The organism is Flavobacterium ginsengiterrae (assembly GCF_039539785.1).
Lineage (GTDB): Bacteria > Bacteroidota > Bacteroidia > Flavobacteriales > Flavobacteriaceae > Flavobacterium > Flavobacterium ginsengiterrae.
Map to the genome: position 1 here is coordinate 22,991 of NZ_BAABDU010000004.1, position 25,951 is coordinate 48,941.

The window sequence follows — 25,951 nt, forward strand, 5'->3', positions numbered from 1 at the left end:
TAAGGCCTGTTTTTAAGAAGTTTTTACTGAATTTAAATACCAAAATTCATGCTTCCGGGGTTGAAAAGTTTTTGTAATATTACATACTAAATATTTACAAATGAAGATTCATATTTTTGGTGCATCCGGAAGCGGTGTTACAACAACTGGCAGAGCATTGGCCAAAATACTGCATCTTGACTATTTAGACAGTGATGGTTATTTCTGGGAAATTGCAGAAGTGCCTTTTACTGCAAAAAGAGATCCTGAACTGCGAAATTCTTTAATAAAATCCGATCTTGAAACTTTAGGAAACTGGATTTTGGGAGGTTCTGTTTTTGAATGGGGAGAAAATGTTTTTCCGGATTTTGATTTGGTTGTATTTTTATGGATTCCGCCTCAAATTAGAATGGAGAGACTAAAAAAGAGAGAATTCGAACGATATGGAGACGTAATTTACACAGAACCTGCACGCATAAAACAGTTTGAAGATTTTATAGATTGGGCTTCCAATTATGATATTCAAAATGGAACTGCCAACCGAAATTTCTGGGCTCACGAAAACTGGATCGAAACTCTTCCATTTCCGGTTTTAAAAATTTCCGGCGATTTTACGCTGCAAGAAAGAATTGATCTTATTATCGAAAAAATCGAAAGCATAAACAAAAAGCCCCTGCATTAGCAAGGGCTTTTGAATTAAAAATGTGTTTTTTCTACTTTAAAGCTTCTAAAATCTTAGTGTAAATTGCGGTGTTTTGATACACTCCGGAAAAGTTTTGAGCGCCAGCGCCATAAGCAAAAACAGGAACCGGAACTGCTGTATGATCGTTTGTACTAAAACTTCCGTGAACGTAACCTTTTTCGATACTTCCGTCGATTAAAGAAAGTCCGCCCGTTTCATGATCTGCTGTTACGATTAAAAGCGTTTCCGGATTTTGGTCTACAAATTCCATTGCCTGACCAACTAATTTGTCAAAATCAAGCATTTCTCTAACTACATATTCAACATTATTCTGGTGTCCGCCGTAATCGATTTGAGCACCTTCGGCCATCATAAAAAAAGGATTTTTTGTTTTTGAAAAAGTATTTACGGCTTTCTTAAAAGACTTAGTTAGGAAATCACCTCTTCCGTTTTTCATAGAAACAACTGCTGCATCTTCAAGAACTACAAATCTGCTGTTTTTAATTGTGTCAAGCGAATTGAATTTATCCGAAAAAGTATATCCTTTTTCAATTAAAGCTTTAGATAAATCTTTACCGTCTTTTCTGGAAATAAATTCTTTTTGTCCGCCTCCAATTAAAATATCCGAAGGATTTGAAAGAAAATCATTGGCAATAGGTTCGCTGTAGCTTCTTTCCGGCTGATGTGCATAAAATGCCGCCGGAGTAGCATCTGTAATATTTCCTGCCGAAATTACAGCCGTTTTATAGCCTTTTTTTGCCAATTGCTGTGTGATTAATTCTAAAGGTTTTCCGTTTTCGTCAACACTTATAAAACGGTTGTTTGTTTTATTTCCTGTTGCCATTGCGGTTGCGCCTGCAGCAGAATCCGTTATATAACTATCAGATGCTTTTGTAATAGAAAATCCCTGAGTTGGAATATTAAATAAGCTTAACTGACCTTTATTTGCTGTATAGCCTGAGTAAATCTGGGTTAATCCCATTCCGTCGCCAATTAACAGAATCACATTTTTAGGCTTCTTTTTCGCGAAAGCCGAAGCATTTTTAGGAACATAAGCCTGATGAAATTCTGTGTTTTGATAAAACGTTGATTTAATATTGTTGATGAAATGCGTTAATTCTGCAACGTTATCAGTTCCTATAAAATCAACTTTTAAATTCATTAAAGTCATCCACGTATTTACGTTATCCTGAGTAGCCCAAAAACGTATTTTTTTATTCTGATTGTGAACTTTTTTAATTGTTGACTGAATTTTTTCTAAATCAGCCTGAGTCAATACTCCTTTTCCGTTCCAAACTGTAAGTTCATGCAAATCTTCACTTATCATTTCAACACGCGCTAACTGATCTGTTGTGTAGTTTTCATTCAGTCTTCCGTCAAAATAAATAAAATCAGGATAATCTTTCCATTGTGCAGGATTTGGTCTGTTTCCGGAAATGACCACTTTTATATTTTTATTTACTGTTATGTCCGGATAAGTTTTTAACTGTTGTGCAATTACTTTTAAAGTCGAATCAGCATCTGATTTAATATCGATCATTAAAATTAAAGGTTTATTGCTTGGATATGCTTTTGAACCCAGATTCTTCAATTTAGCAGAAAGCGGTTCTAAATACATGCTTTTTAATGTGTTTTGCAGTGCAATTTCTTTTGAAGTATGCGCTACAAATAATTCGTTATTAACTAAAAAAACATCGGCTTCGATAACGCCTGCTTCATTAGAATACGCACCGTAAAACGGAAGTGCCGAAGCATAATCGTTATGAGAATGAATGTTTGATGATGTGTATTCCTGCGACTGCATGCACAGGAAAAAATGAAGGCAGAAAAGGGTGAATATTTTTTTCATCGAAAATTATTTTATTCTTTTAAAGCTGTAGGTAACTTTATTAGAAATTAATTTGAAAACTTAAACCAGTCCTTATTTAAAAGACTGGTTTTCATACTATAAATACGTCTATTTTTTTACATACTGCAGACTCCACAACAAGTCTGCAGTGTAAAAAAAAAACTAAACAAACTAAATGAAATTATTAATTACCATCCTTCGTTTTGGATCAAAGCGCCTTTGCTTACTGCAATTTCATCTGGCGGTATTGGCCATACATGGTGAATGGCAGGATTAAAATTACGAGCCGGATAAATTACACTTCCATCATAATGGTGAAGTGGTTTTGCGTAAGTTTCTTTTGCATCGCCCCAGCGCACTAAATCAAAATGACGGTCTGTCCATTCTCCTGCTAACTCGCATCTTCTTTCTCTTTTTAAATCAACCATTGTTGCTCCGGAAATGTCTCCAAGACCAGCGCGGTGACGAATCATATTGATTTCTGTATCGGCATTTTGTCCTTTCATTAATTTAGCTTCTGCCAGCATTAAAATAACATCGGCATAACGTAAAAGAGGCACGTTTAAAGCTGTTGAAGGCTTGTCTCCGTTTGCATTTACATAACGAATATCGATTCCGCCAGAAGTTGTTTTTGGATAACTAAAAGGCTCCATGTATTTTTTAAACTGATAACCTGTTCTGTTACTAGAACTTACAATATGTGCACCTTCATTAAAAGTTACTTCTTCTCCAAAATACACAAACTTGTCTCCTTTTTGAAGTATCGTTGCGCTTCTTCTTTTATCTGCTGGATCATATGTATCGAATAATTCTTTTGTTGGATAGAAATTTCCCCAGCCGTTGTAAACTCCCCAGCCTTTATCTTCTAAACAAACTCCCGGAAAAATAGAACCAAGAGAAGTATTTTCGGCACTTGACGTTACAGACCAAATGTATTCTGAAGACCAGTTGTTTTTAATTTTAAATACATCTTCAAAATTATCAAGCAGTTTGTGTTTACCGCTTTCTACAATCATGTTGGCATATTTAATAGCATTGTCCCAATCTTTTGCATACAAATAAGTACGAACTAAATAAGCCCAGGCTGCAGTTTTATGAGCACGTCCGTAATTGTCTGCAGACAGTTCATTAAAATACGGCAGTAAATCAGCCGCTTTAATTAAATCAGCGGCAATGTATGCGTAGTTTTCGGCAACGTTTTTAGCACGAGGCACGTAAACATTTGTCGGGTTATCTCTGTCCTGAATTGGAATTCCAGCACGATCATCGCCATAATGATACGCTAATTCTAAATGCATTACAGCATGATTGAAATAAGCTTCGCCCAGCATTCCGTTTTTTGTTTTTTCGTCTAAAGGAATATTTGGAATGTTACGAATAACGTCGTTACAGCGTTTCATAATTTCGTAGTGAATTCTCCAAATATCTTTTGTGTCTGATTCAGATCCGTCAACGATAAAGTTTTTAATACGCTCAGCATTTTGTCTCGGTTTTGTTCCTATATCGTCACTTGCATTGTTAAGCCAAAAGAAACCGCGACCGTACATATTATCATCAGAATACAAAGCATAAATAGAATTTACGCCTGCTTTTGCATCTGCCGGAGTTTTCCAGAAATTCCCGCTCGAAGGTGCTCCCTGAGGTACAACATCAAGTTCACTTTCGCAAGCCGAAGTGCCCACTAAAAGCGTAAAACTCAATAATAAAAGACTTATTTTTTTCATTTTGTTTGTTTTTTATTTTTTAAAAAGTTGCGTTAACACCAGTCATATAAATACGTGAAAGCGGATATCTGCCTAAATCCATTCCAAAGTTTCTAAGACCAACTTCAGGATCCATTCCAGAATATTTGGTAATTGTAAATAAGTTTTGTCCAGAAATAAAGAATCTCAATTTTGCTTTTCCGTTTAACCAGCTTTCTTTGATTGTGTAGCCAAGAGAAAGGTTTTTTAATCGTAAGAAAGAAGCATCTTCAATATACAAATCAGAAATACGTCCGAAGTTGTTATTGTTATCTGTAGATGAAAGAACCGGAACATTTGTATCTCTGTTTGTTGGCGACCACGCATCTTTTGAATCAGCTAATAAGTTGTACCCCGGAAAAGAAGCGTTTAATCCTGTATGTTTTACAGCATTGAAAACACTGTTTCCTGCAGCGCCGCTGAAAAAGATATTCATATCGAAACCTTTGTATTTAAAATTAGCATTTAAGCTGTATGTCGTTTTTGGAAACGGACTTCCTAATACTACTCTGTCGCTGTTATTGATTACTCCGTCTCCGTTTTCATCTCTAAATTTAATATCTCCCGCAACTGCATTTGGCTGATAAGCAACACCGTCTTTGTTTACAAATGCTTTTGCTTCTTCATTACTTTGAAATAAACCATCTGTTCTGTATCCGTAAAAAGCTCCAACAGGGCTTCCAACCTGATAAATATTCGCTAATGGTAAACTACGAACTCTGCTTAAACCAAGAGGTTCTAGTGAATTTAAATCGTCTTTAATAGAAACAATTTTATTGCTTAAGAATCCAGCATTTGCAGTAACATCAAATTTAAATTCTCCACGAGTTTTTTGATATGTTAAACTCACCTCGATTCCTTTGTTTTCAACATCTCCAGAGTTAACAATCCTTCCTTGCGGCGTTCCTGAAACTCCAGGCAATTGGTCACGAACCAACATGTCTTTATTTTTCTTCACATAAGCATCTACAGAACCTACCAACGTGTTGTTAAGCATTGTAAAATCTAAACCAATATTGGTTTGCTCTGAACTTTCCCATTTTAAATTTGGGTTTGATAATTCGCTTTCTGCATAACCATAATTGATTGAAGGCACTGCTCCAATTAAAGCCTGAGTCTGCAATAAAGGCACACTAAACTGATATGGTCCAAGGTTTCCTAAGTTTCCAATTTGTCCCCAGCTTGCACGTAGTTTTAAGTTGCTGATAATTGGCTCAATACCTTTCATGAATTCTTCTTCGGAAATTAGCCATCCTGCCGAAACTGAAGGATATACTTTCCAACGGTTATTTTCTAATAATTTTGATGTTCCGTCACGACGAATAATTCCAGAGATTAAATATTTTTGATTGAAATCGTAGTTGATTCTTCCCACATAAGAAGAAATAATTTCATCTGATCTTCCGGCCGCTGTCTGCTGAATTAATTTAGCATTTAATAAATAACGCTGTGATGGATCTTCGCTGTCAAAACCAGTTCCTTCTACTGTATAAAAATCTTTTTTAGTTTCCTGATAAGTATATCCTGCCAAAGCTTTGAAATTGTGTTTTCCAAATGATTTTTCATAAGAAATAGTCTGCTCGCTCAATAAATCAGTAACAGTTAAAGACTTTTTAGTCAAACGGTTAAAGTCGAATATTTTTCCCGGTTCTGTGATTTTAACTGTAAAATCGGTTCCGTTATCCTGAATTCTGGTGTAACCCCAGTTTGATTTAATTTTTAAACCTGATATAATTTCCCATTCTGCATAAGGATTAATCAAAACAGTAGAAATTGGATTTTTATTATCTAATCTTTTTAAATACGCTACCGGATTGATAACGTCTCCATAAGAACCAATATACTTTTCAGGTACGCCTCCAAATTGTCCAGAACCATCTTCTCTGTAAATTGTTGCGTTTGGCGGATATAAAATTGCAGCCTGAATTGCTCCTGTGTATGAACTTGAAGTATTTGCTGTCTGCCCGTCTGTTAATGAGTACGAAATATTCTCACCAATTGTAAAATTAGGCGCCAGTTTAAAAGATGAGTTAGCTCTAATTGTATAACGTTCTCCGTAAGTATTTAATAAAATACCTTCGTTTTTTCTATAACTTCCGGAAAGAAAGAAATTAGATTTTTCTGTTCTTCCGTTTACAGAAATCGATAAATCGTTGATTTGTCCTGTACGGAAAATTTCATCCATCCAGTTTGTTTTTGTAGTTCTTGCAGTTGGTTCAAATTCTGGATCAAAAGCCGGAATTCTTGGTAATCCTGCATTGTCGCGAGCTGTGTTCATAGCATCTGCATATTCGGCAGCATTTAAAACTTCAAGCTTTTTAGCTACGTTTTGAAAACCTCCCTGAAAATTTACATCAACATTAATTTTCTCCGAAACTCCTTTTTTAGAAGTAATTAAAATTACACCTCCAGAAGCTCTTGCTCCATAAATTGCCGCCGAAGCCGCATCTTTTAAAACGCTGATCGAAGCAATATCATTTGGGTTAATTGTGTTTAAAGAACCGCTGTAAATAATTCCGTCTAAAACGATTAACGGAGTTTCTGCATTTAAAGATCCAATACCGCGAATATTAATTGTTGGCGATGCAGTAGGATCTCCACCGTCATTAATAACCGTAACACCGGCAACAGTTCCCTGCAATAATTCGGCAGCACTGTTGTAAGTTCTGCTTGAAGCTTCTTTCATAGAAACAGAACCTACTGCCCCAAGAACTTCACTCTTTTTTACACTTCCGTATCCCATTACAACTACTTCCTGAAGCTGTTTCATATCAGCTGGTAATTTTACCGTGATCGTACTTGTCTGAGTTACTTTTACTTCCTGAGTAACATAACCTACGTATGAGAAAACTAAATTAGCTTCAGATGCGTTGATTTCCATTTTAAAAGTTCCGTCAAAATCTGTAGTTCCAGTTGCATCAGAACCTTTATCTTTAATTCCAACGCCCGGTAAAGGCATATTATCGTCTCCGCCGTAAACTGTTCCCGAAACTATAATTTTGTTTTGGTCATCGGCAAAAGCTACTTTCTGCGTTTTTTTGATGACGATATTATTACTTACAATTTCATATTTAAGCGAGAAATTGCAGCATATTTTATCTAATGCCTGCTCAAGCGGCACATTAGTAAGTTTTAAACTGATTTTCTGGTTTGTATTAACTTGGTTTGATTCGTACATAAAATGAACATTAGCCTGATTTTCAATTTTTTGAAAAACATTCTTTAAGCTTTCATTTTCTACTTTTAAGGTTACTTTTTTATCGAAATCAATGTTTCCGGCGTTTACTAATCCGGTAAAAAACAAAGCAATAAATAAGATTACTTTTGCCCACATAGCTTTTTTAATGCTTTGAAACTTTACGACGTACCGCTTTTGTTTTTCATTCATAGTTTTTAGTTTTAATTGTTTTGGGATTTGTGTTTCTACGTAGTTATTTTTATTTCTGATTGATTTTCAGACGTTTATTGTATTTTATATACTCCTGCTTCAAGCTTATATTCGGCATTTACAATATTGCATACCAAAGCCACAACCTGATCTGCAGACAGTTCTTTGAAATAGCCGTTTATTTTGAGTGTGTTTAGATTTTTGTTTTTGATTTCAATTGCCACATTATAATTTCGGTTTATGGTTGCAATTACCTCAGGAAGAGGCGTTTCTTCAAAAACCATTATATTTTTGCGCCACAGCGAAATGGTGTTTACAGGAATATCTTTAAAAGCCTGAAGTTTGTTGCTTTTTGATTTAAAAACCACTTTTTGTCCCAGAGTTACATACACATTTTCTTCTGTAACAGTCGATTTTACATTTACTCTTCCGGTTAAAACCGAAACTTCCTGAGTGGTTTGATCCGGATAAGCCTGAACATTAAAACTCGTTCCCAGAACTTTGGTATCCATTTTATTGGTATGAATTATAAACGGATGTTTTTTGTCTTTGGCTACATCAAAAAAAGCTTCACCTGTTAAATAAACTTCTCTGATATCTCCTTTAAATTCATTTGGATATTTTAAATTACTTCCTGCATTCAGCCAAATTTGAGTTCCATCGCTTAAAGTTACTTTAGCACGCTGGCCAAGTCTGGTTGCATATTCTTTTGTTTCTGTAAATGATTGTACCGAACGGTAAAAAAATACCGAAAGTCCTATTAGGAAAATTACAGAAGCTGCAACAGCCCAGTTTTTATATTGAAAAGAAATAACATTGTTTGTTTTCTTTATTTTTTTTAATTCTTTTTTCAGTTTTGATAAATCAGATTTAATCATTTCTGTATTCTCGGCTTCATTAGTACGATCGTACCATTTATTCCACATTTCTTGTCCTTTTGGAGAATACTTTCCATCTAAAAAATGTTCTATTTCTTGTTTTAATTTATTAGGCATTATAATTTCTTTATGTCTTTAATAGTATGTCTTGATAATTGAAATTTGAGGTAGGCACTTGAGGTTACGCTTTCGTTAAGAAAAAGCTGTTGGAGTTTTCTGTTTGGTAACTTTGCATCAGTTGAACTCTCCCAAATAAGTGCGCATAAATTTCAGTGCGTATGAAATATGGTATTTTACAGTTTCGATAGATACGTTTAGTTCGTCGGCAATTTCTTTGTTTGAATAGTTTTTAATCCGGCTTAGAATAAAAACTTCTTTAGCTTTTTTAGGAAGTAATGCTGCTGCTTTGTCGACCGCATCCTGAAGTTCTTCATAATAAAGAGAATCTTCTGTAGTATTTGCAGATTTGCAGAAAATATCATTTCGGTCTAAAACCTCTTGAATGTATTGATCTGTAACGGAATGTGATTTTATATAATCTAAAGTTTTATAACGTACAGAGGTGTAGATATAAGCCATAAAACTCTTTTGAATTTGAATGGTTTTTCGGCGTTCCCAAATGGTGGTAAAAACTTCCTGAACTATCTCTTCAGATATTGGAACCGATTTCATTCGCGCATAAACAAACCGAACCAATAAATCTCTATACCGAAAATACAATTCATCAAAAGCTTTGTCTTTTCCTTGTTTCAGTAATTCAACAAGTTCTTCGTCAGTGTAACCTTTATACATGATATTTCTCTTTTGAATGGTGTATTTGAGAAAGAATGCTTTTTGAAGAACTTACTTTGAGGGTTTTCTTACGGTATTTTTTAGCTTTAAAAATTGACATATACAACAGTAGTTTGTTTAATAATATGTCTCCAAAATTAGAAATGAGGGTAGGTCACTAAAGTTACCTTTACATTAATAAAACAGCCTGTTTATGAAACATTATATTAACATTTCATAAAAGTCTGATCAGGAAATAACACTTAGTTGATTTTATATTGATGACAAGTAAACAGGGTAATTTTGCAGAAAAAGAAAAAGCATGTTTCTTCAGATAAGGTGTTCTGAAATAAAACATGCTGCAATATAAAATGTAACGGAACTAAATATTTTATTTTATTCCGAGTAAGGCAAAAAGTTCGTCTTTTTTATTGAGGGCTATAGAAATAGATTTGCCGTTTGTTAATTCGACTGTATTTCCGTTAATGCTTCTTACGGCTTCGAGATTTAGAATGAATGAGCGCTGTACACGAAAAAAATTAGGCTGACTCAAGATTTCGTCCATTGATTTTAATGTAAGCTGTGTTGAATAATCGCCGGACGGAATTACTATTTTTAAATAATCGCCCTGAGCTTCTACATAGAGAATTTCGCTGAGCAGGATTTTAATTAATTTTCCTTCTGATTTTACAAATATCTTATCTGTATTTGATTGCGGTATAACAGGAGAAGTATTCATAGAAATTCGTTCTTTTGCTCTGTTTACTGCTTTTAAAAACCGATCGAAACGAACAGGTTTTATAAGATAATCTACAACTCCTGCATCAAAACCATCTAAGGCAAAATCGCGATGTGCCGTAATAAAAATAACCATCGGCGGATTTACAAGTGAATTTAATAATTCCATTCCGTTGATTTTAGGCATTTGGATATCGCTAAACAAAATATCTACCGTGTTTTCCTGTAAATATGTAAGTGCATGAACAGGATCATTAAATGAAGCTGAAAGATTTAGAAAAGGAATATCTTTTACCAAACTTTCAACTACTTCTTTTCCCAGAGGTTCATCGTCGATTATAATACAGCTTAATTTTTCCATTCGTTTTTTAAATCTATTTGCAAAGTAACCTTAAATTTTGTTTCAAGGTTTTCAATATTCAGTTTATGTTTTTCAGGATATAAAAGCTTTAATCGCTTTGAAGCATTTGTTATGCCAATTCCTCCCAAAACATTGTTTTCTGATGTTTTGTCCTTATCATTTTCAATACAAAAATACAGCTGATCATTTTCTATCTTTATTTCTAAATACAAAAATTGTTCACCATCACTTTTTAAACCATATTTAAATGCATTTTCTATATAAGTGAAGGTCAAAAGTGGCGGCAAAAAATAGCCGAACATCTCTCTGTCTTCGGGAAAATGAAACTGAATATTTTTATCTGATGCATAACGCATGCGTTCCAATTCAATGTAATTTTTTATAAATTCAATTTCTTTACCTAATGCCGTTTTTTCGTTATTAGACTCATACAATGTATAGCTTATAATATCTGAAAGGTTTAAAATAACCTCAGCAGCAGAGTCGTCTTTTTTAATCGAAAGACCGTATAAATTATTTAACGTATTGAAAAGAAAATGCGGATTGAGCTGTGCGGTTAAAAACTGTTTCTCGATATTAATATTCTGGATTTCCAGTGCTGCTTTTTGATTTTGAATTTTCAGCGTTTTGTTATAAAGCCGTGAAATTTCGAAAAGAATTTTCACAAAAAAGAAAGGCGATAAAATTGATATGATAATAAAACACTGCGAAATCATTCTTTTTATAGAAACTGCTTCTGCAAAAGTCTGCGCAGCGCTCTTCCCTATTGCTCCCTGAAGTTCTCCTGATAAAATTTCAAACCCAAAAGCTTGATATAATTTCGAAAAAAGATAGGTGGCAAAAATCCAAAGAAATATACATATTGGAAAAGTAATAAGAGTGAGTACTAAAATTCTTGAACCGTTTCCTGAAACTATTTTTGGCAGAAACAGATAAAAAAACAAGTAAAAAACCATGGCATTTACTGTTGTCATTCTGAGCGTTAATATAAAAGCATTAAAATAAGAAAGCTCATAAGCCAGAACATAACTCAAAAATAACAGCATTGCAAAGCCAAACCACATGGCTGCATGAAATAAAATTCGGTTTTTGAGCGTGTAAAATTTGTCGAAATCCAGTGCTGCAATTTTACTTGTCAAATAACTTGTAAAAACTTGTTGATTCTGCATGTATTTTATTTAAAAGAAGCAGATTCAAAGATAATTTATTTTCGAAATCTGCTCCTTAATTATTACAATATTCTGATTACAGCATTCATAACGTTTATACAATTGTGCCCTAAAATTGAATAGATAAGATTTCCCGAAAACTTACGCAAAACGCCAACACTTATAGAGGATATTAAAGTAAGATAAACAATTGTAACAATATCAAATTTAAATTGATGATCTGGCGTTAAAACTGCTCCGTGCACGACTCCAAATAAAACTGTCACTATGATGAAACCCCATCCAAATTTAATTCCTTTAAAATTCCAATTTGGTTCAAACGCTTTGTCAAGAAACCATAAGCAGATTCCTCTAAATGCAATTTCTTCTGTTAAACCAGGCATAGTAGACTGAAAAGCAAAAGTTTCTAAATCAAAAGTGCCGCCTTTTGGAAATAAAATCATTTTAAAAGCAAAGTCGAATAATAGAAAACCGAAGAAAAATAAAAGTCCAAATTTCAATTGTTTTTTTGAATTGGTCTGAGTTGTAAAACCAATTGCTCTGCGATCTTCTTTTCCAACCGAAAAAATAATGATAAGTGAAAAGATCAGACTTATTATTTTTCCTGCCCAGGCAAATTTCAAACTTATAAATTCTAAAGAAATATACGTTTTGCTCAGATATTGAATATAAGTATCTGCCAGAAAGTACAGGAAAAAGAAAATCAGATATTTTACATTGATTTTTTTACTCTTAATTGAAGCAAAAATGAAAAGCGGCAGGATTAATAAAATCCATACAAAAGGTGTTAATAGTGACATAGTGTTTAATTTTTTTTAAAAGTATTTTCATAAAAATCCAATTGAAAAACCTGCCGACGAAAATGTCTTTTCTACCGATAAAAAATACTATTTGAGGAAAATAAATTTTGGGATATACAAAAAACGCCTCTCAAATTGAGAGGCGTTTTATATTTAATTTACAAATATTCGATATGGAAATACATTAGAGGATCTGCTTTTAAGCTGTTTCATAAAACTGTCGCATAAATAATCCCATTCTGTTTCTGACAAATACTCTTTCTCAACAGGATTTACCTGCAGATAAATATCTACTGTACGACTGAATCCTGCTTTTACAGAAATCTCTTTTCTGGTTCCTTTTTCTATTCTAATGTCTAGAATACAACTTTTAAAATGATTAAAACCAAATGCTTTTATATCAGCAAACGTTACAATTCGTCCACGGGTTAAAAGTGCATTACGATAGGCCAGAATTCGATCTTTGTTATTCTGTTTGTTCATTCCGCCCACAGTATTGGTAATCAATGTAGCGGCTTTACTTACAAACAACATATCTTCTTTGGTTTGCAAAACGGTTCCGGCTTTAATATCATTTCCTTCTTCGGCACATGTAGACCAATAATGTATTGAAAATGATTTTCCAATAGATTCATCAATCTTAGGCTTAATCATTAAATATGGATCATTGTTTTTAGAAAAACTGCTTTCTTTTGCCTGTTGTTCTACAGATGCCAAAAGCTGATTAATTTCAACTAATGAACTGTTCATAAAGTCTTTTCCTAATCCGGCAAAAGATGAACTTTCGTCTTTTAACAAGTCTAATACATTTTGAAGCAGTTCTGATGCACTTCTTGAATCAAATCTGGAAACACCGCCTGTTCTTAATACTGCATTTCCTTCTTCAATAACACCATCTTTAAATTCCTTGATTTCATAATGGTTATTGAAACCGTCTATGACAGTATCAACATCTAAATAGATATTATTATCTGTTTCTAATGCAATATATGACAAGAAATTACCAAGTGTTTTATTGATAATATGTTTCTTTTTATTGATTACCGGAAAACAGTTTGCAGTAAAAGAAACATTATCTAATATTTGAGGAATTAACGATTCTGGAAAAACCATTTTTACCCAAATAATTGGATTATCATTTCTGCTTGTTATGGCTTCAAAATGCTTGTATTCTTCTCCGTATTCATTGATTGGTTTGTGTTTTAATGATCCTTTCAGTGTATAAAAATTATCAAAATAAAACTCATTAACTTCCTGCATAATTTCACTTAAATGCGTGTAATTACGATTAATGATATTCTCTATGTCGATATTATTTATAGGAACATTATATCCTTCTTCAACCTGAATTTGTACATTATCCTGAAAACATTTCATTTGTTTTAAGTAATAATGAAACATTTCTTTCTGGTGTGTATTTTTAATGTCAATATAAAGCATTAAGTCATCCAGTTCTAAATCTTTTGGATTCTTTAATTCAATACCCATATACACAATACCGGAAGGCAGAGAATTTTTATAATCCCGAATCGCATCTTTATAAAAAAGATTTGAAATTTCGAATAAGTTTCTCTCATACGCTACATACTTTACCTCAGCAGAAGATAACTTTACTTCTAATGTTGGCGAAAGTGCAATTTCTTTGGTAATAGGCGCTAAAGGATTGTAAATATTATGAATTCTTCGACTTGCCATCATTTGATTCTGCAAAGAAACTTTCATATTATTATCTATTGGCAGAGCATGCAAAATAGCTCTTGCCGGCTTTACTCCTGCTGTAACTTCGGGAAACATGATTTCTAAAACCCTTTCAACTACGCGTGTTTTAGAATCTTCGAGCTCATGAGCGACTTTTTCTAATTCATAAGACAATGCATTAAGCATCATTGACACTACAGGATCAAATGATGTTTCCATTTCAACATCAGAAAAGCCCCATGACCTAGCTGCTCTTTTTAGCACTCTGTCTTTTATTCGATCTTGTCTCATTTTTATTTTTTTATTTTCTTATTCTTAAAAAGATCAGATTCAATTTTTTAGGATTTCGCCTAATAATAATTTTCATTAATAGACTTATTAAAATGCCTATCAAGCCTTAAACTAAAGTTTTTATCAGGAAAAATTTCCATGAAATTATCTCGATTCCAAAATTATTATCTATTGTTTTGTATGTATTGACATCTATAAATAAGAGTATCAGTTTGGTCAAGATTATGATTTATGCCATAGTAATGATATTTTCCAACAAATTTTGTGGTGTCAGCCTTACATTTAGAGATTGAAAAAAAAGCTAGTTCCTGATCTTCTATATTAACTAAATCCTCACTCGAAAATCCTCCAGAATCTGGTAGATTATCTATAAAGTACTTGGTTTCTGCTGTATATTTATAAAATATTAATAAATCATTTTTTTTATATTCTTTCTTTCGTTTTATAAAATCCTGTATTAGTTTTTTAGATAAAACATCATCTGACGGATAATTCTTTAAAAAAAATTTATTACTCATTACTTTCGATTGGATAAATTCTGTTTTTTCTTCCTTACACGAAAAAAGAAAAAGAGAGATTATCAGCATCATTATTTTTCTCATATTTCACCTGGTTTTTTACGCCCCATATTTTTTAATCTATCGTATCTTTCTTGTTCTAATTTTCTCTTGGATTCTATTTCCTTTTTACCTTCTTTTAAATTTCCCTTAAAATCTTTTATAAAAGTCATTTTAGATAGAAAAGGTTTATACCCTTGTAAGTGTTGCAATAAAAACCATGCTCTAAACCCATTTATATTATAATAGAATTTTTCAAGATCTGGTTTATCTAACCCAAAATGATCCCAAAGAGTAACTTCATATTTTCCTTTATAATTTTCGCCTTCAAATTCTAATTCTTTTAATATAACTTCGGTTGCCCAAATATCATTTAATGCAAGTGTTCTTCCTGAAAATAAATTTCCTGCCAGATTTTCACTATCCCAGTAAGAATATGCAGGCCTAGAAAATTCTTTTCCAGAATCTTTTCTATTCCCTTTTGTATTTCTCATATCTTGATTTGAATCTGCAAAATATGGTTCCAAATCTTCGACTTCTTCTAATTTATTAAAGTTTGTCTTTAGCTGTTCTGCTAAATAGTCTTCTATTTTCGTGCAATATTGAATAGTGTTTTGATTTTCTTTTATAGATTTTGTTAAAATTGGATTTTCATAAACACCTCCTTCACTTCTTTGAAATTTATCAATCATTTCTTCAAGTATTGAAGATAAATTACCCCAAGCAAGTAATGCCTTTAATGTTCTAAAGTTAAACCATAATCTAAAATTTGTCAGATTCGAAAACTCCATTAGATATCCTAATTTTAGAATCTCCTCTTTCGAATATCTTCCTTTATTATTTTTCTCTTTATTTTTAGCAATAATGTCCGCATTAAGTATTTTTACTGCATCTAGTTTTACCACTCTCAAATTGTCCTGAATTGCTTGATAGTTTTTATTATCCTGATTAGTTACTTGTGTATCTTCTAGTAAAGGTTCACCTGCAAAAGTAAAATGATTAGAAAAAACTGCATGTTTATGATTGTCAAAACCACTTAGTTGATACTCTTTTTTAAACTTTTTAATTACATCAGCCGTATAAACTTCACCATTGTGTATAGTGCCTGTGCCATATGTCATATCATCAGCGATGGCTAAACCGCTGCTATTTAATCCAGGCATTTTATAACGATCTATTATAACAGGACCTACTTTTAAATAATCTTTAATGCTGGCTGGGTATTGGGCATTTTCTATTTTATAACTACAACGGAAATATAGATCTAAACATTTATCTACTTCTTGATCAATAAAAAAACCTAGACCTGATAGATTGATTTTTTGCACAATTTTATTATCTATCACTTTTCCAAGAAGAACTTGTTTTTTAGTCTGTGAATTGATCAGTTTTATTGCATCATCTTTATCTTTTTTACCATCTTTATTTTGAGGTTCCTCTTTTTCGTGATTATCTTCATCAAATAAAGATAGGAATACAGAATTTCCATTAGGAATATTTTTAGTTTTTAAGTGAAAATAAACAGTCATTCCTGGTAAAGCTCTTTTAATCTTACTTTTCCCTTCTTTATCTAATGCCCACCAACCATCTACGAAATGTAATTTTGAAGCAGGGGGAGAACTTTTAGGTTCTCCATACTTAATTCCTTCGTCACTTGTCTCAGTAACTGTCGTACCCGAATTATAAACAATATTACCATCAGAGTAAATGTTGTGATCGCCTCTGGTAGTTTTTGTTATAGTACCACCAACAATTCTTGTTCTGCTCATAATTAATTATCTGTGAAATCTTAAGATCATTTATTTAAAAATTGCATGTTTATTCTTTGGGATAACTTAAAAATTATTCAGAAATTACTCTCGCCGTCGCCATCAATATTAAAATTCTTTGTATCGTTGTATTTATTCTCTTTTAAATAAAGCATTATTTTATAAATTACAACTGAATCAATTTTATCTCTCATTACTTTGATCCAAGGACTTCTTTTAAGAATATCTATTTTGTATTCTTCTTTCATTTTCTTTGCCAAATCAGCTATTGAAAATTTATAATCTTGATCATAGTTGATTTCTTTTATTAAATTACCTGCATCATCGTACTGTTTATAAGTTCCGATCCGAAAATTATAAAATTCTTCTCCTTTAGTTAATAAAGATTTATTTTCATAAAAAACTTTTACAATTGTAAATGGAGTTTAAAATATTCTTTTCATTATTTAACCTTTTGTCTACCAAATTAGATCTTTTCTGCAGCTATTGTTCTTTTAGATTATGTCCTACAACATATTTTCCAGCTTTATCAGTAGTGTTGGAATATTTCTTACGTCTATTTCACATCAAAAAAAACATAGTATTCTTACTCTTCAATAAATGAATATTTATAGTGTCTCGCTCCATTTCTTGCTTAGCATGACATTTTTCAAGGTCAATTTCTGGGATTTCGTAAAATATTACTTCAATTTTATCATTCTCTAAATCTGTTTTTAGTTCTTTCAACTCTTCTGGAACTTGTTTGGTTTGTATTTTCTGTGAACCAACAGAAATTATTAAGTCGTATACAATAGAAATTTTGTAATCATTATTATAAAAGAAACGATTATTACAATAATTTTCTTCATTAGTTAATCTAAGTGAAATAAAAAGCACCTTAAAAATTTAGCAGTAAAATAATTACTGCTATCAATATGTCTCTTTAGATATTTACAACTTGTCAAAATCAATTATAAATATTATTATCTTGATCTTCTATTTTTTTATTATTGATCGTCGATATACAATATCGAAAAACCCAAATTTTTCTATGACTTTGACTAAATCCTTCATCAATATTATTAGAAAAATTATGTATTTTAATCATCTCTCCTTTAATATTAATTATCAAAGTATGCTTCAATAATATCTTTTCTGTTATACCTAAATACTATAATTATTAGTATAAAAGTATCTTCTAAACCCGCTGCCTAAGCATTTAATATATTGATTTACGTAATGTTATAATCAAACACAACAAGAAGAATACGTGTAATATTCTATTTAACTTTAATGCATCCAACAATTGCTATAAAAATGGTACATTCTAAAAATCTTTTCCTAGAAAAATCTCATTATAACCATAAAGATTATAAACTTTGCCATTTATTACTGCATTGAGAATACCGCAATGAAAATTACCCTTATCCTGTCCTGCGTTTGACATTTGACCTCCATTTTTAAAATCATAAACTTTATAGATTTTATCTTTTAGTAGAATAGTTAAAGTGTCTTCAACTAGAATTTTTGAATCTATGTAAAAATTGAGATTATTTGCAGTATCTATTTTATAATCATATTCATTATTATTTGAAGTTTTAATCTTAATTTCTTTTAGACTTAAATTTTTAAAATATGGATCTAACCTTATCCATACTCTTTCTCCATTAGCAACATATTCAGAAGAACTACATTTATTTGCATTTCGATAATCATTCGCCTTAAAAATGAAAAATACAATAATTACCACTAGAAAAAACAACAATACAATTTTCTTCATTTTTACTTGATTTTTATATACCCATTATAATTAGCCATAAAGTGATTTGATGTTATTTTTTTTCTTAAGTATCGAGTGGATCCAAACGGATCAGTTCCCCAAGAGTATACATTAAAGTCTATTTCATCTTGCTTTGCTCCAAAAAAACCAGCTTTATAATTCCAAATAATAGGTGATTCCAAAACAACCCAATGCAAATCCAGAGAACTTACATCCCAAACATCATCAATTAAGTCAGAATCTATCATTAATATTAATCTATACCCTAAACTTAATTGTTTATTTATATCATTAATTTTATTTTCAACATCAAGTGTTGTATAAACTAAAGGTTTTACAGGATTATAAACACCTTTTGAACTTACATCTTTATATCCTAAAAACTTTTCACTTAAAGAAGTCATTAATGGTGGCCAGTTTATCGCTTGAAATTCTTCATCTCCACCTTTGTATTTATTATTGTCTGTATTCCTAGTTCCTGCCATTGTAATGTAATCAACCAAAGGCATATTGACTTTCTTCTTTAAATAATAGTCATAATGCTTTGGAAAAATTGGATTTATTGTACCGGAGCTTACATATGGCATTTTTTCCAAGACTTCTAAATTTGGCTTAACAATATAATTATTAAATTTAGCTATTCCAGTCCTAAAAAGTTCTTTAACAAATTTTTTATAAGCATCTGGTTGTTCTTTTGCAAACAAATAAAATATGCATGCCATACCACATAAAGAAGTCCCAGATTGATTAATTAACCAGGGTTTACTTTTATCAGTACGTTCTATTAATTCATCTTCAACAATCATTCTATCAAACCATCTAAAACGATTATGATTCCATTGTTTATATTCACCTTCTTTTTCCGAATCTTTTATATATGCTCGAACGTAAACAAAACGCCCGCACATATCTTCATCATTCATCTTTATTGTTACCGAATCCCCCTTTGTTGAAAGAGGTATTTCTAACCATTTATTTTGTGATAGACTATGATATTTTAGAATCCATTTTATGTTTGCTAAATTTTTAGGAGTATCTTTAACATAACTTTTTACCTTAAAATGATATGTTTTTCCGAAAATCATTCCTGGCTGAGTGTTGCCCAACAATCTGTCATTTGAAGAACCTTGATCTAGTGTAGTCAAAAGTTCAATTTCCTTTACAGCTTCATTAACTATTTGCGAAGTTAGTGCTTTAGGCTCTCCATAGGCAATCCCTGTATCGCTTGTTAATCTAACTGATGTACCAGAATTATAAACAATATTACCATCAGAGTACATATTATGATCTCCTACTGTAGTTTTTGTTATAGTTCCACCCACAATCCTAATTCTACTCATAATTAGTGAGATTTAGATTTTTCGGCACTATTAACCTGTATTTCTTTTTTAGAATGCTTATTTATCCCTCCTTCGCTACTTGTTTCAATTCCTTTTACAGCTACTTCCTGTCTTTCTTGTGCACTATGTGATTCCAAATTACCTTCAATATTTTCCATAAAGTTTCCAGTAACATTAAGCATATGATCGCCTCCAACCATAACTGTATGCAACATGCCTACAGTGGTAGATTTATCCGCTCCGGCACTTTCAGAAATATTTACCCCAGCACTTACACTAATATTTTGTGAAGCATTAAAATTGATATTTTGGGCATTCAAATCAATAGTATTATTTGCTGTAATACTAATATTACCGCCAACACTGTCAAAAAGTATTTCGTTGCCTGCTTTATCGACAATAGTAATACTTTCTTCTTCGGTAAATTTTATAATGTGCCCGCTGCGTGTATGAATTGCTTTTATATTGTTTTGCGCATCAGCATAACCGCTAGAGTCTTGTCCGTTATATTGTGCACCAATTACGTATGGATTCTGTACATTATTACCTTCAAAACCAATTAAAACTTCCTCTCCTATTTCCGGAACAAAATAAAATCCTTTTCCAGAACCAGAATAAGGTTGCACCATTCTAATCCAGTCTGTAACTGCTGTACCGCTTGCGCCATAAAATTCTACTCTTACACGTCCTAACCCTTCTGGATCGTTATTATCTTTAACCTGCGCAGGCTGTGTTTCTGCTTTACCATAAACAAATACATCAGTATAATGCGGTGCAGCAACATCAGCAGGAATTGCTTTAAATTCGCAGGAATAATTTCCGTGTACTTTAGAATGATGTGTAACTTCAATAGCAATTAATTCGTGTATTACTGTTTGATTTACTATCGTAAATACCTGTCCAAGACCAATTGGAAAATAAGAAATCCCACTGTAGTAAACACTATTAGCATCGCTTCCTGCTGTTTGAAGAGCAATCATTTCATCAAGCTCATCCTTATACATGGCATTTGCTGTGTATACTCCATTATTTAAGTCAGAATTTGCCACCGTTCCCTGATTGTAACCAACGTTAGCAGCAAAACTATCTTTACTTCCTGACGAAGTTTTAGCAGCAGCGTTACGAAAAGTAGCTACATTGCTATAGTCATAACCAGTAAGTGAAATTTTATGAGAGGCCATATTAGCCTGTATTTTAAAACTATGCAGTGAAGCACCATTAATAAGCTTAGTCTGGCTGTTTTTTGTTTGTCCAAACTGCATGCGCATTCCATCAAAATAAAACCATTGCCCATAACGCGTTGCAATTCTTTTTAAAAAATCAAAACTGGTTTCGTTATATTGAAGAAGATTTCTAAATTCTTTTAAATAAGTTGATCTAATAGAATCTCTTTGATAAAATTCGCCTGGTCCTTCAGCAAAAATCCCGAGTACAATATCATCCATACTACGGTCCTGAAATGTTCTTGACTTTTTCATATCGTCAATAACAATACTGTGGCTTACACCTGATACATGCAATCCAGCCGGACTTCCATCAAGATCAATAGACGAAAGTTCAGTAATTATTCCTTTGCTCATTAATCTGATTCCGGTAAGACTTTTAAAAGTAAAAATTACTTCGTCTCCAAGATAGGTTCTCAATGCTTTCGCCTGATCTGCAGGGTTAATTACCGCTTTACCTGTATATTGCCATACAAATGAAAAATGGTGGTGGTCGGCCATTTTTTGAGATACCTTTAAATCATAATAAACAATGTTTTGGGTAAAACCACCTATAGTTATATGTACTTGTTCTGAAAAATGTGCCATAATAATACGTTCTTGTTTTTAATAAGCATTTAAACAATTAATCTAAAGCAATCCAGTTATTTGAGAATTTAGCATCGCCAAAAGTCAATTCTTTTGCTACTAATTCCATAGTAATTCTCATAGGAATTTCGGTAGTGCTTGTAAATTGCTCATCATAACCAACACAAAATGCTTTAGTAAACGTAAGTTCCTTCATTTTACTTAAGGCATCTCTTCTGTAAAAAACAATTTTTCCGTCTTTGGTTAAATCACCATTCAACATCCATGATAAAAAATGGCTGTTCTGACTTGCTTCGATTATCATTTTGATAACACCGCCTTTTGCATTTCCAGTTGGTTTACTTGTTGTGTCAATCTCTTGTTTAAAACCAATATTAAATTCAAGAACATTATATTCTTCGCCGTCTATATGTAATTTAGATAAAAAACTCATTTGTAGATTTATTAGATGATTAAATTTAGGAAGTGTTTGAAAATCCGGTTTTATAAGTCTAAAACCTGATATTTCGGAAAATAGAAAACAAAAAAGGAAGTCCAGTTTAGCGGACTCCCTTTTGTTTAATTAAGATTGATAAAGTCCAAAGGATTATACCCAAGCATTATCAAATTCTCCTCCACCCATCGAAATTTTACGAGCAGAAATCATAAAAGTTTCAGTTAATGGATTTTCACTGTTATGATCAAAGTTTTCTTTGTACTTAACCATGTAAGCTTCTGTAAACTTTAGCTCTTTTAAAGTAGCATTTGAATCACGTTTGATGAATTTTACTGACCCGTCTTTTCTTTCGAAATTGTTAGTCATCCACTCAAATAATTCAGTACTTCCAGTTGATTCAACTTCGATCATGATTCTTCCTCCGCGTGTTACCGTAGATGGACGCCCAGAAGCATCTGTTTCTTGAGCTAAATCATAACTTACATTTAATACTTTGTAATCTTTTCCTGCTACTGTTAATGATGTTAAAAACGACATAATGAAAAATTTTTAATTATTAATTTATTTATTTATGCTGTAAATATATAAATAAAATCTTATTATAATATTTTTTTTAATAAAATTTTATTTACATTATATAAATATCAAACTATCAATAAGTTAAACAATAAAAATAGTTAGTGTTAGATGTTATGAAATAAAAATATTACTAAAAAAAACTACTTATAAGACAACGGACCAACAAAAAAATAGCCTCTAAAATCAAAATCGCGATTGGTACTTTTAATTGTTGCTTCAATTATTATATCAACTTTTTTCTTAGCTCTGCTTACATCGTCAACCAAATACATTGTTTCTGATAATTCTACTTTAAGTTCGTTTACTTTTATTCGTTTTTCATGAAAAGCTAAAGACTGTTTCATGGTTTTTGAAATGATTTCTTTCAGTGTATTTTCATTCATCAACAAATCAAAATCAATTTCCCAGATTTTAGATCCAAAGGTTTCGTCAAACTTACATTCGCCAAATGTTGTTGTGGCTAATAAAATAATTTGTTGTGCAATAGAATGTTCAATTGAAGTTTTTTCTAACTCCTTTTTTTGCATCACGCTGTTAAAATCTATAGGCAGTTTGTAAAATGCTCCTTTCATAATTCTTATTATTAAATATAAATCAATCTATCTGCCCGTCCTTTTTTATCTGTTTCCATTTGTTTAGAAACCTGCTTGCGCTTAATAATATGCAGTTTTACTGAAGGTGTCAGCTTTAGAAATTTTTCACGATACAAAATATCGCCTATAAAACGCTGTCCCTTTTTTTCATCAACAATTACAAAATAACTTGTTCCCTTCTCTACTTTTAAAGTATTAATATCACCCGCAAACAGCTGAATATTTTGTCCTTCTTTTTGGAAACTATAAGTAAGCTCATTCTCATTTAATTTTCTGTATCTCGAAATATCATAAGATTCTATTTCTTCTTTTAAAGGTTCAAAAGGAATGTTTTCAAACAGAAAGTTTTTTGGTGCTAAAAATTTCAAACCAAAAAAACTCCATAATCCTTTTTTCTTCGTCTGCTGCTTGTAGAAAAAAGTATCACGGGTAACTTTATACATTTCTTTTTCGTTTGTTTTATCATCAGTCACAATCATTTGATAAGTTGGGACTTCAATTTCAGCAGGAATTTCTGCTCCTTCAAACTGTGTTTTTAAATACACAGAACCTGTTTGCTGCTCAGAAATGATGATATTAATATTGTATTTTTTCAGAGCAGAATCTGTTCTTACAATCACTTTTCCTTCTCCGCTTCCTGCATAGAAAACAGAACCGTCGTTATCTGTAAGTCCCAATGATAGGTTTAATTCCGGAAATGGCATATTTTGATTTTTTGATAGATTATACTTGAGTAACTTTTTTTTATTTAAGTCAGAAATTATCTTTTTTTTCTGACTTTGTAGAGCTTTAAACAGTGCAGGTAAAACTTTATATTCTGATTATCAACTTCAGTAGGACTAAATTCATAGTCTTTTTTAAGCGTGAAAAATTTTATAGTATTAATGTTGTGTGACATTAGTTTTTTTATGTCTCTTCGGGTAAGTTCAAGAGCTGCAGTTCCGTCACAATTTACCTTAAAGGTGTTTTTAAGGATATACATTTCTCCATTTTTAAAATAGAGCTCCAATGGCTGATCTTGTTTTACGCAGACATTATCTGTAAAAATTTTAAAATATAAATAAATGCTTCCTCTTCTTTTTCCTAACTGAAAGACAGCATATTCATAATCTTCGTTATACACACGAAGTAAAATTGGTGCCGCACTTGCAAATAACTTTCCCGAAAGCAATAAATCGTTTTGCGTAATAGGACAGTTTAAAGTGTCAATTTGATTTACTTTTTGCGCTTTAATCGAGTTTGAAATCGAAAACAAACTGACTAAAAGTAAAATTTTAAGTACGTTCATGTATTTGAATTATTTGGTTTGATCATTCAAAAAGATCAATGTTTTGTTGAAAAAGGAAACACTTAATTGTGTTTCCTTTTTTTGTACTAAGCGTACGATTATTTTTGTTCGTAATCTGTATCCCATTCTGTTCCGTCATCGCCTTTATGACCGTCCATTTTTATAAGGAAGTTTTTAGCTGGGAAATATGGTTTCATATGGATATCCATATAGATTCTGTCTTTTTGAACTGGATCTTGTTCAAATCTGCGGATTTCGAAATTCTCGATTAATTTATCAGGACCAGTGATTCCGTCAAGGAAAGCAACGATTTGATTCATAATTTCTTTACGTGTTTTTGCAGTAAAGTTTTCGAAAGCACGACGGTTAAGGAAATCCATTAACACTTTAGTCACATAATCAAAAACACGAACTACAGAATACGTTTGTAATCCTAAATTGTCTCCGCTGAATAATGTTTTAGCAGAAAAAGCCATTACTTTTCCGTATTCATTAACCATTGGAACCAATCCTAAGTTTTCAAGATTTGCGATTTCACTTTTCTTAAGATCAAATTTTACTCCGTCAACTTCATTAATTCCTCCAAATTTCTTACCTGCAGTAACCTGAGACATTAATGTTTTGTATATTTTTCCTGCTAATGCTGCAGAAGGTGCAACGTGTAAATCTTCGTTTTCTCCAATTTGGTCAAATCTGCCACGGCCAACAAGCCAGTTACAAGTCATGATTACATTAGAACGGTACACATCACCTCCAGTTAAAGAAGCAGCGTCGAACATTTCCATTACATCATCCGGTTCATCTAAATGTTCGAAATCTGTAACCAACATAACTTTATTTTCATGCGCGATTTTTGCCCATTTTTCAATTACTTTATTAGAACCTAAATATCCTGGAATTACCAAAATACCGTAGTTATTTTTAAGGTCTAAACGATCGTAGTTATCAACTAATTCTGAGTGAATTGCATCAATGAAACGTGTATTGTCAAGATCTTTTAACTGATCTAGCTCAGCATTTACAATCGTAACATTTTTTACTTTATCAGTTTCTGTATTCTTGAAGAATAAAGCTAAAGTTCTGTAAGCCGCTTCAATTTCTCTTGTATCTTCTACAGCTTTAGCAAGGTTTTTTTGTAGTAAAGCTTCAGATTCTTTGCATTTATCTTCACTTTGAGCTACCATGTCAGTCAAAGCTTCATTGTTACTTAAAACTGAAGACCAAAGTTCTAACGTTTTTAAAAGAGTTTCTCTTTCTTTAGCTTTGTTTACTTCTCCTAAAAAGATTTTTCTTCTTGCTTTTCTTTCCGGATTAAGGTTTTGAACACCTTCAATTGCCATTTCTAATAAATCAAAACCACCGTACTTAGCTAGTTTTTCAACATTTTTTTCAATTGAAATTCCTTTTACTGCTTTAGGTTCTAATACTGCTGTATCCAAATCTCCTTTATATGCTTCTTTATTTGACATATCT

23 protein-coding genes are annotated in these 25,951 nt (G+C 32.0%); 1 reads left to right on the forward strand and 22 read right to left on the reverse strand.

Going from position 1 to position 25,951, the window contains the following annotated elements:
• Window positions 1–100 precede the first annotated feature (100 nt).
• Window positions 101–661, forward strand: coding sequence for an ATP-binding protein (locus tag ABD859_RS10510; RefSeq protein ID WP_345143959.1), 561 nt, complete (start codon window positions 101–103; stop codon window positions 659–661).
• 31 nt (window positions 662–692) lie between these two features.
• Here ABD859_RS10510 and ABD859_RS10515 read toward each other — a convergent pair whose 3' ends face one another.
• From ABD859_RS10515 to ABD859_RS10620, 22 genes are all read right to left on the reverse strand, one after another.
• A complete protein-coding gene (locus ABD859_RS10515; protein WP_345143961.1) occupies window positions 693–2,510 on the reverse strand; it encodes an alkaline phosphatase in 1,818 nt (605 codons plus the stop codon).
• A gap of 188 nt (window positions 2,511–2,698) precedes the next feature.
• Entirely contained in the window at window positions 2,699–4,234 is a 1,536-nt protein-coding gene (locus ABD859_RS10520) for a RagB/SusD family nutrient uptake outer membrane protein (RefSeq protein WP_345143964.1), read from the reverse strand.
• A 19-nt stretch (window positions 4,235–4,253) separates the two neighbouring features.
• Window positions 4,254–7,640: a SusC/RagA family TonB-linked outer membrane protein gene (locus ABD859_RS10525; RefSeq protein ID WP_345143967.1), complete on the reverse strand. Its 3,387-nt coding sequence runs from the start codon at window positions 7,638–7,640 to the stop codon at window positions 4,254–4,256.
• Window positions 7,641–7,714: 74 nt separating this feature from the next.
• A complete protein-coding gene (locus tag ABD859_RS10530; protein WP_345143970.1) occupies window positions 7,715–8,635 on the reverse strand; it encodes a FecR family protein in 921 nt (306 codons plus the stop codon).
• 117 nt (window positions 8,636–8,752) lie between these two features.
• A complete protein-coding gene (locus ABD859_RS10535) occupies window positions 8,753–9,310 on the reverse strand; it encodes an RNA polymerase sigma-70 factor (protein ID WP_345143972.1) in 558 nt (185 codons plus the stop codon).
• A 370-nt stretch (window positions 9,311–9,680) separates the two neighbouring features.
• Window positions 9,681–10,388, reverse strand: a complete 708-nt coding sequence (locus tag ABD859_RS10540; RefSeq protein ID WP_345143974.1) for a LytR/AlgR family response regulator transcription factor — start codon at window positions 10,386–10,388, stop codon at window positions 9,681–9,683.
• On the reverse strand, window positions 10,376–11,557 hold the full coding sequence (locus ABD859_RS10545; protein WP_345143977.1) for a sensor histidine kinase: 1,182 nt from the start codon (window positions 11,555–11,557) through the stop codon (window positions 10,376–10,378). Before ABD859_RS10545 ends, ABD859_RS10540 begins: the two co-directional genes overlap by 13 nt.
• Before the next feature lie 62 nt (window positions 11,558–11,619).
• Window positions 11,620–12,357 carry a CPBP family intramembrane glutamic endopeptidase gene (locus tag ABD859_RS10550; RefSeq protein WP_345143980.1) on the reverse strand — a complete coding sequence of 246 codons (738 nt, stop codon included), beginning with the start codon at window positions 12,355–12,357 and terminating at the stop codon, window positions 11,620–11,622.
• Between the two features lie 153 nt (window positions 12,358–12,510).
• Window positions 12,511–14,346, reverse strand: a complete 1,836-nt coding sequence (locus ABD859_RS10555; RefSeq protein ID WP_345143982.1) for a type VI secretion system baseplate subunit TssF — start codon at window positions 14,344–14,346, stop codon at window positions 12,511–12,513.
• 164 nt (window positions 14,347–14,510) lie between these two features.
• Entirely contained in the window at window positions 14,511–14,948 is a 438-nt protein-coding gene (locus tag ABD859_RS10560; RefSeq protein WP_345143983.1) for a hypothetical protein, read from the reverse strand.
• Entirely contained in the window at window positions 14,945–16,672 is a 1,728-nt protein-coding gene (locus tag ABD859_RS10565; RefSeq protein WP_345143984.1) for a DUF3289 family protein, read from the reverse strand. Before ABD859_RS10565 ends, ABD859_RS10560 begins: the two co-directional genes overlap by 4 nt.
• 77 nt (window positions 16,673–16,749) lie before the next feature.
• Window positions 16,750–16,920, reverse strand: a complete 171-nt coding sequence (locus tag ABD859_RS10570; protein ID WP_345143986.1) for a hypothetical protein — start codon at window positions 16,918–16,920, stop codon at window positions 16,750–16,752.
• Between the two features lie 313 nt (window positions 16,921–17,233).
• A complete protein-coding gene (locus tag ABD859_RS10575; protein WP_345143988.1) occupies window positions 17,234–17,548 on the reverse strand; it encodes a hypothetical protein in 315 nt (104 codons plus the stop codon).
• Window positions 17,549–17,978: 430 nt separating this feature from the next.
• The gene (locus tag ABD859_RS10580; RefSeq protein WP_345143989.1) at window positions 17,979–18,431 is read right to left on the reverse strand and encodes a hypothetical protein; all 453 of its coding nucleotides are present in this window, start codon (window positions 18,429–18,431) and stop codon (window positions 17,979–17,981) included.
• A 2-nt stretch (window positions 18,432–18,433) separates the two neighbouring features.
• Window positions 18,434–19,771 (reverse strand): hypothetical protein, encoded by a 1,338-nt coding sequence (locus ABD859_RS10585; protein WP_345143991.1) that lies wholly within the window; start codon window positions 19,769–19,771, stop codon window positions 18,434–18,436.
• Window positions 19,772–19,773: 2 nt separating this feature from the next.
• Window positions 19,774–21,582: a type VI secretion system Vgr family protein gene (locus tag ABD859_RS10590; protein ID WP_345143993.1), complete on the reverse strand. Its 1,809-nt coding sequence runs from the start codon at window positions 21,580–21,582 to the stop codon at window positions 19,774–19,776.
• Between the two features lie 37 nt (window positions 21,583–21,619).
• Window positions 21,620–22,015, reverse strand: coding sequence for a type VI secretion system tube protein TssD (gene tssD / locus ABD859_RS10595; RefSeq protein ID WP_274253279.1), 396 nt, complete (start codon window positions 22,013–22,015; stop codon window positions 21,620–21,622).
• Between the two features lie 153 nt (window positions 22,016–22,168).
• Window positions 22,169–22,555 carry a type VI secretion system tube protein TssD gene (gene tssD / locus ABD859_RS10600; RefSeq protein WP_012025247.1) on the reverse strand — a complete coding sequence of 129 codons (387 nt, stop codon included), beginning with the start codon at window positions 22,553–22,555 and terminating at the stop codon, window positions 22,169–22,171.
• Window positions 22,556–22,737: 182 nt separating this feature from the next.
• Window positions 22,738–23,169 (reverse strand): GPW/gp25 family protein, encoded by a 432-nt coding sequence (locus ABD859_RS10605; RefSeq protein ID WP_345144003.1) that lies wholly within the window; start codon window positions 23,167–23,169, stop codon window positions 22,738–22,740.
• 11 nt (window positions 23,170–23,180) lie between these two features.
• Window positions 23,181–23,894 (reverse strand): hypothetical protein, encoded by a 714-nt coding sequence (locus ABD859_RS10610; RefSeq protein ID WP_345144006.1) that lies wholly within the window; start codon window positions 23,892–23,894, stop codon window positions 23,181–23,183.
• Between the two features lie 56 nt (window positions 23,895–23,950).
• The gene (locus ABD859_RS10615; RefSeq protein WP_345144007.1) at window positions 23,951–24,478 is read right to left on the reverse strand and encodes a hypothetical protein; all 528 of its coding nucleotides are present in this window, start codon (window positions 24,476–24,478) and stop codon (window positions 23,951–23,953) included.
• A 98-nt stretch (window positions 24,479–24,576) separates the two neighbouring features.
• The gene (locus ABD859_RS10620; protein WP_345144010.1) at window positions 24,577–25,947 is read right to left on the reverse strand and encodes a DUF5458 family protein; all 1,371 of its coding nucleotides are present in this window, start codon (window positions 25,945–25,947) and stop codon (window positions 24,577–24,579) included.
• Between the last annotated feature and the right edge of the window lie 4 nt (window positions 25,948–25,951).

Bases quoted from the DNA above. Each gene is read 5' to 3' on its own strand.
- ABD859_RS10520 (WP_345143964.1), bottom strand. From the start codon at position 4,234: ATGAAAAAAATAAGTCTTTTATTATTGAGTTTTACGCTTTTAGTGGGC.
- tssD (WP_274253279.1), bottom strand. From the start codon at position 22,015: ATGAGTTTTTTATCTAAATTACATATAGACGGCGAAGAATATAATGTT.
- ABD859_RS10545 (WP_345143977.1), bottom strand. From the start codon at position 11,557: ATGCAGAATCAACAAGTTTTTACAAGTTATTTGACAAGTAAAATTGCA.
- ABD859_RS10620 (WP_345144010.1), bottom strand. From the start codon at position 25,947: ATGTCAAATAAAGAAGCATATAAAGGAGATTTGGATACAGCAGTATTA.
- tssD (WP_012025247.1), bottom strand. From the start codon at position 22,555: ATGTCGTTTTTAACATCATTAACAGTAGCAGGAAAAGATTACAAAGTA.
- ABD859_RS10515 (WP_345143961.1), bottom strand. From the start codon at position 2,510: ATGAAAAAAATATTCACCCTTTTCTGCCTTCATTTTTTCCTGTGCATG.
- ABD859_RS10510 (WP_345143959.1), top strand. From the start codon at position 101: ATGAAGATTCATATTTTTGGTGCATCCGGAAGCGGTGTTACAACAACT.
- ABD859_RS10605 (WP_345144003.1), bottom strand. From the start codon at position 23,169: ATGAAAGGAGCATTTTACAAACTGCCTATAGATTTTAACAGCGTGATG.
- ABD859_RS10580 (WP_345143989.1), bottom strand. From the start codon at position 18,431: ATGAAGAAAATTGTATTGTTGTTTTTTCTAGTGGTAATTATTGTATTT.
- ABD859_RS10615 (WP_345144007.1), bottom strand. From the start codon at position 24,478: ATGAACGTACTTAAAATTTTACTTTTAGTCAGTTTGTTTTCGATTTCA.
- ABD859_RS10555 (WP_345143982.1), bottom strand. From the start codon at position 14,346: ATGAGACAAGATCGAATAAAAGACAGAGTGCTAAAAAGAGCAGCTAGG.
- ABD859_RS10585 (WP_345143991.1), bottom strand. From the start codon at position 19,771: ATGAGTAGAATTAGGATTGTGGGTGGAACTATAACAAAAACTACAGTA.
- ABD859_RS10525 (WP_345143967.1), bottom strand. From the start codon at position 7,640: ATGAATGAAAAACAAAAGCGGTACGTCGTAAAGTTTCAAAGCATTAAA.
- ABD859_RS10570 (WP_345143986.1), bottom strand. From the start codon at position 16,920: ATGAAAGAAGAATACAAAATAGATATTCTTAAAAGAAGTCCTTGGATC.
- ABD859_RS10560 (WP_345143983.1), bottom strand. From the start codon at position 14,948: ATGAGAAAAATAATGATGCTGATAATCTCTCTTTTTCTTTTTTCGTGT.
- ABD859_RS10550 (WP_345143980.1), bottom strand. From the start codon at position 12,357: ATGTCACTATTAACACCTTTTGTATGGATTTTATTAATCCTGCCGCTT.
- ABD859_RS10535 (WP_345143972.1), bottom strand. From the start codon at position 9,310: ATGTATAAAGGTTACACTGACGAAGAACTTGTTGAATTACTGAAACAA.
- ABD859_RS10540 (WP_345143974.1), bottom strand. From the start codon at position 10,388: ATGGAAAAATTAAGCTGTATTATAATCGACGATGAACCTCTGGGAAAA.
- ABD859_RS10530 (WP_345143970.1), bottom strand. From the start codon at position 8,635: ATGCCTAATAAATTAAAACAAGAAATAGAACATTTTTTAGATGGAAAG.
- ABD859_RS10565 (WP_345143984.1), bottom strand. From the start codon at position 16,672: ATGAGCAGAACAAGAATTGTTGGTGGTACTATAACAAAAACTACCAGA.
- ABD859_RS10610 (WP_345144006.1), bottom strand. From the start codon at position 23,894: ATGCCATTTCCGGAATTAAACCTATCATTGGGACTTACAGATAACGAC.
- ABD859_RS10590 (WP_345143993.1), bottom strand. From the start codon at position 21,582: ATGGCACATTTTTCAGAACAAGTACATATAACTATAGGTGGTTTTACC.